The organism is Devosia sp. (assembly GCF_036406155.1).
Lineage (GTDB): Bacteria > Pseudomonadota > Alphaproteobacteria > Rhizobiales > Devosiaceae > Devosia_A.
In genome coordinates, this window is record NZ_DASWVV010000209.1 from 1 (window position 1) to 4,096 (window position 4,096).

Genomic DNA, 4,096 nt, shown 5'->3' on the forward strand with positions numbered 1-4,096 from the left:
GAACCCGATCCGCTGGTGCAGGCGCAGGCCGATCTCGCCACCGCGGTCGAGCTCTACACCGTCGGCGTCGGCCAGCTCCAGGCCGGTGACCCCGCCGGCCAGTCGACGATCGAGGCGGCCAACGCGCAGATCGGCGACATCTGCACCAGCCTCGGCTTCGCCACGGTGGAAGAGTGCCTGGCCCAGTTCGGCCTGACCCTGCCGGAACTGCCGGCCACCCCGGTTACCCCGGCCGCCGCGCCGGAGACCCCGCTGGAGCAGCTGCCGGGCGCCGATGCCGAGGTCACGCCCCAGGCCGTCGAGGTCCTGCCCGAGGCGGTGCCGCCCGCGGAAGCCGCCCCGGTACTCGACAGCGCCAAGGATGTGCTGGCGCTTGAAGCGGCGCCTGCGCCCGAAGGCCAGCCGGCCGAGCCGGCAGCCGAGCCGCCGGCCGTGCCGGCGACCCAGGAGCCGCCGCCGCCCCCGCCGACCAGCGACGTCGAAGCCCAGGCCGACATCATCCCGGTCGAGGTGCAACCGATGTCGGAGGTCAAGGGCGAGCAGGTGGCGGTCGAGGCGCTGCCGACCGTCGAAGTGCCGCAGAATGTCACCATCATCAACAACGTCACCAACGTGACGAACAACGTGAACGTCACCAACAACACGACCAACGTCACGAACAACACCACCAACGTCGCCAACACCAACTTCACCAACAGCGGCTTCATCTTCCAGGTCGGCGTCAATCTGGTGATCAACAACCCGGGCCAGGAAATCGACCGCCTCTACGACGATACCGACGAGGTCTACTACGAGAACCTGCGCAACGGCCGCGTGAAGGAGACCATCGTCCGTCCGAACGGCGTGCAGATCGTCACCGTTCGCAACCGCTACGGCGAGATCCTGAGGCGGTCGCGCATCATGCCGGACGGCCGCGAATACGTCCTCGCCTACTACAACGAGGACGAGTACGACGACGAACTCGTCGACTGGCGCGATCCGGGCGACGACCTGCCGCCGCTGCGCCTGACCATCCCGGTGCGCGACTACATCCTCGACGCCGACGCGGCGGACGAGGACGAGGTCGAGCTGTTCCTCGCGCAGCCGCCCGTGGAGCAGGTGCGCCGCATCTACTCCATCGAGGACGTCAAGCGCTCGGCCCGCATCCGCGACAGCGTGCGCCGGCTCGAGGTCGGCGGGCTGACCTTCGACTCGGGCAAGGCGACGATCGCGCGCAGCCAGGTCGGGGCGCTCAGCAAGGTCGCCAACGCCATGCTGGCCATGCTCGAGAACAACCCCGGCGAGGTGTTCCTCATCGAGGGCCATACCGACGCGGTGGGCTCGGACACGTCCAACCTCGTGCTCTCGGATCAGCGGGCCGCCACCGTCGCCCGTATCCTGACCGACTTCTACGACATCCCGCCGGAAAACCTGGTGACCCAGGGCTATGGCGAGCGCTACCTCAAGGTGCGGACGCAGGAGGCCGAACGGCTCAACCGCCGCGTCACCATCAAGCGCATCACGCCGCTGGTGACCGTCGCCAGCAACTGAGGCGCCAGCCTCGACCGAACGCAGGGGCCGGGAGCGATCCCGGCCCTTTCTATTCGCGCCCGCCCGCCTCCCCGGCGACCAGCGCCTCCAGCCGCACGGCGTCGAACTGCTTCAGCCAGCGCATGGCGACGGCGTGGATGGGCACCGGGTTGAGATAGTGCCGCTTCTCCCGCCCCTGCCGGGTGGCGAGCACCAGGTTGGCCGCCTCCAGCACCTTGAGATGCTTGGTGACCGCCTGCCGGGTGATGGCCAGCCCCTGGCACAATTCGGCCAGCGTCTGGCCGTTGCGCCGGCGCAGCCGGTCGAGCAGCGCCCGGCGGTGGTCGTCGGCCAGCGCCTCGAACACGGTATCCCGGGCCACCCGACTCATCACCACTCCTCGTACGCGTACTTCGCCCGCCGGCCAGAATGGCAGATTCGGCCTGCTTCCGGCGCGCATTCAGGCGTGGAAAGCGGTGCCCGTCCGCCGGCACTGGGGGCTTGTGTCGCCTCGGCGATCTTGTATCTCTGCCCAGTCCCCCGGAGGTCGTCGATGCCCGAACGCCGCAAGGCCCTGTTTACAGCGCCGCCCGCCTCAATGCGGAACCACGCCGCGTGACCGCCGCCGCCCAACCCCTCGCCGCTCCGCGCGCCGAACTGCGCTGGCTGCCCTTCGCCGCGGTGGCAGGCTTCTTCCTCGTCCTCAAGGCGATGATGTCGGCGGTGATGAGCCCCATCGGCGACGAGGCCTATTACTGGCTCTGGGGGCAGCATCCCGACCTCTCCTATTTCGACCATCCGCCGCTGCATGCCTGGCTGCTGCGACTCATGCAGGCGCTGTTTGGCTGGAACCTGTTCAGCCTGCGCATCCTGACCTGGGCGACGCTGCTGGCGACGCTGGCCGTGTTCTGGTCCTGGGCGGGACGCCTCGCCCCCACGGACCGGCCCAGCCATTTCTGGCGCATGACCGCCATCTACCTCGCCTCCCCGCTCTTTCTGGGCATGACCACCATCGCCTTCAACGACCATCTGATGATGGCGCTGGTGGTGCTTTCGGCCCACGCCATGCTGCTCTTTGCCGAGCGCTGGGAGGCGCACGGCCGGGGTTACCGGCTGCTCTACCTGTCCGCCCTGCTGCTCGGCCTCGCCGTCCTCAGCAAGTACAACGCCGTCTTCCTCGGCCTCGGCTATGCCGTCTTCATCTTGCTGCGCCCGGCGCTGCGGCCGCTGCTGGCGACGCCTCACCTGTGGCTCGCCGGGCTGCTGAGCATCGCCGTCCAGGCCCCGGTGTTCTGGTGGAATTTCGCCGCCGGCTTCGCCTCTTACCGCTTCCATTTCACCGAACGCTGGAACGGCCCGCTGCGGCTGAGCTGGGAAGCGCCGGTCCTGTTCGTCATCGTCGCGCTCATCGTCGTCTCGCCCTTCGCCGCGGTCGGTGTCGTGCGCTACCTGCGCCGGCGGCCCGACGGCGCCTTCGCCGTCCGCGCCCGGCAGCTGGCCGGGGCTGTATTCGCCGTTTCCTCGCTGGCCATGCTCGTGCTCGCCAGCTTCGCCGAGGTCTTCTTCTACTGGAACATCGTCGCCTTCATCCTCGTGCTGCCGCTCGCGGTCGATGCCATCGGCCGGCGCTGGCTGTTCTGGCTGCACATGCTCTATGGCGCCGGCATGGCGCTGCTGCTGGTGTTCAACCAGCTGGTGGCGCCAGTGGGCAATGTCTTCGGCGCCTATGACTGGACCATCTCGTCGACCTACGGCTGGGACCGCATCGGCCGCGAGGTGGAGGCCGTGCGCGCCGAGCACCCGGAGGCCTTCGTCGCCACCAGCTTCTACACCACCGCCGCGCAACTGGGCTTCGCCATCGGCGACGCCGAGGTGACCGCCCTGTCGCCGCGCCACGACCAGTTCGATTTCTGGTTCGACCCCGAGGCGCACCGCGGCGACGACGCCGTCATCGTTGCCGACCGCGTCTACACGGTCGACCACGCCGCCCGCCTGTTCGACAGCATCGTTCCCGTCAGGCAGGTCGAGATCACGAGTTTCGGGCGGGTGATCTACGCGCCCACCATCTACCTCGCCCGCGGCTTTCGGCCCCCCGCGGCACAATAGGCCGGCGCGCGGCAACCGCGCCCGGTGGCAACGGAACGAATCCGGCAAGCTGGCGTTCTTAGGCCATACGAAGCTTGACACAGGAGCTTACCATGGCTGCACCCGAACGCGATACCGTCTACACCACCGACGGGACCAACCGGTCCGTCTACACCCGCGAATCCAGCTCGACGGGTTGGTTCGTGGGAATCATCGTCGCGTTGGCTCTACTCGCGATCGGCTATCTCGTGTTCTCGGCCAATTCGGGCCCGTCCACCACCTCGACCGAGGTGAACGTCCCGGCCGTGACCGCGCCGACCGACACGACCACGACGCCGATGACCCAGGCTCCGGCGGCGACCGAGCCCGCCCCGATGACGGAAGCTCCCGCCGCGACCCAGCCGGCCCCGGCTACGGAAGCACCCGCGGCGACCGAGCCGGCGCCCGCGACCGAGGCCGCTCCGGCGACCGAGCCCGCCCCGGCACCCGTCCAGTAAGGGTT

The 4,096-nt window shown here is 68.9% G+C and carries 4 protein-coding genes; 2 read left to right on the forward strand and 2 right to left on the reverse strand.

Features of this window, described 5'->3' with window-relative positions; all coding sequences use genetic code 11:
* Positions 1–1,530 (forward strand): OmpA family protein (locus VGD93_RS14885; RefSeq protein WP_395012952.1); only part of this gene is annotated, 1,530 nt, incomplete at its 5' end.
* Positions 1,531–1,579: 49 nt separating this feature from the next.
* Here VGD93_RS14885 and VGD93_RS14890 read toward each other — a convergent pair.
* Complete coding sequence (locus VGD93_RS14890) at positions 1,580–1,900, reverse strand: ArsR/SmtB family transcription factor (RefSeq protein WP_395012953.1); 321 nt, start codon at positions 1,898–1,900, stop codon at positions 1,580–1,582.
* Between the two features lie 224 nt (positions 1,901–2,124).
* Between VGD93_RS14890 and VGD93_RS14895 the strand changes: the two genes are divergently transcribed.
* The gene (locus VGD93_RS14895) at positions 2,125–3,615 is read left to right on the forward strand and encodes an ArnT family glycosyltransferase (RefSeq protein ID WP_395012954.1); all 1,491 of its coding nucleotides are present in this window, start codon (positions 2,125–2,127) and stop codon (positions 3,613–3,615) included.
* A gap of 220 nt (positions 3,616–3,835) precedes the next feature.
* Here the strand turns inward: VGD93_RS14895 and VGD93_RS14900 are convergent.
* Positions 3,836–4,096: hypothetical protein (locus tag VGD93_RS14900; RefSeq protein ID WP_395012955.1), on the reverse strand; the 261-nt coding region annotated here is incomplete at its 5' end.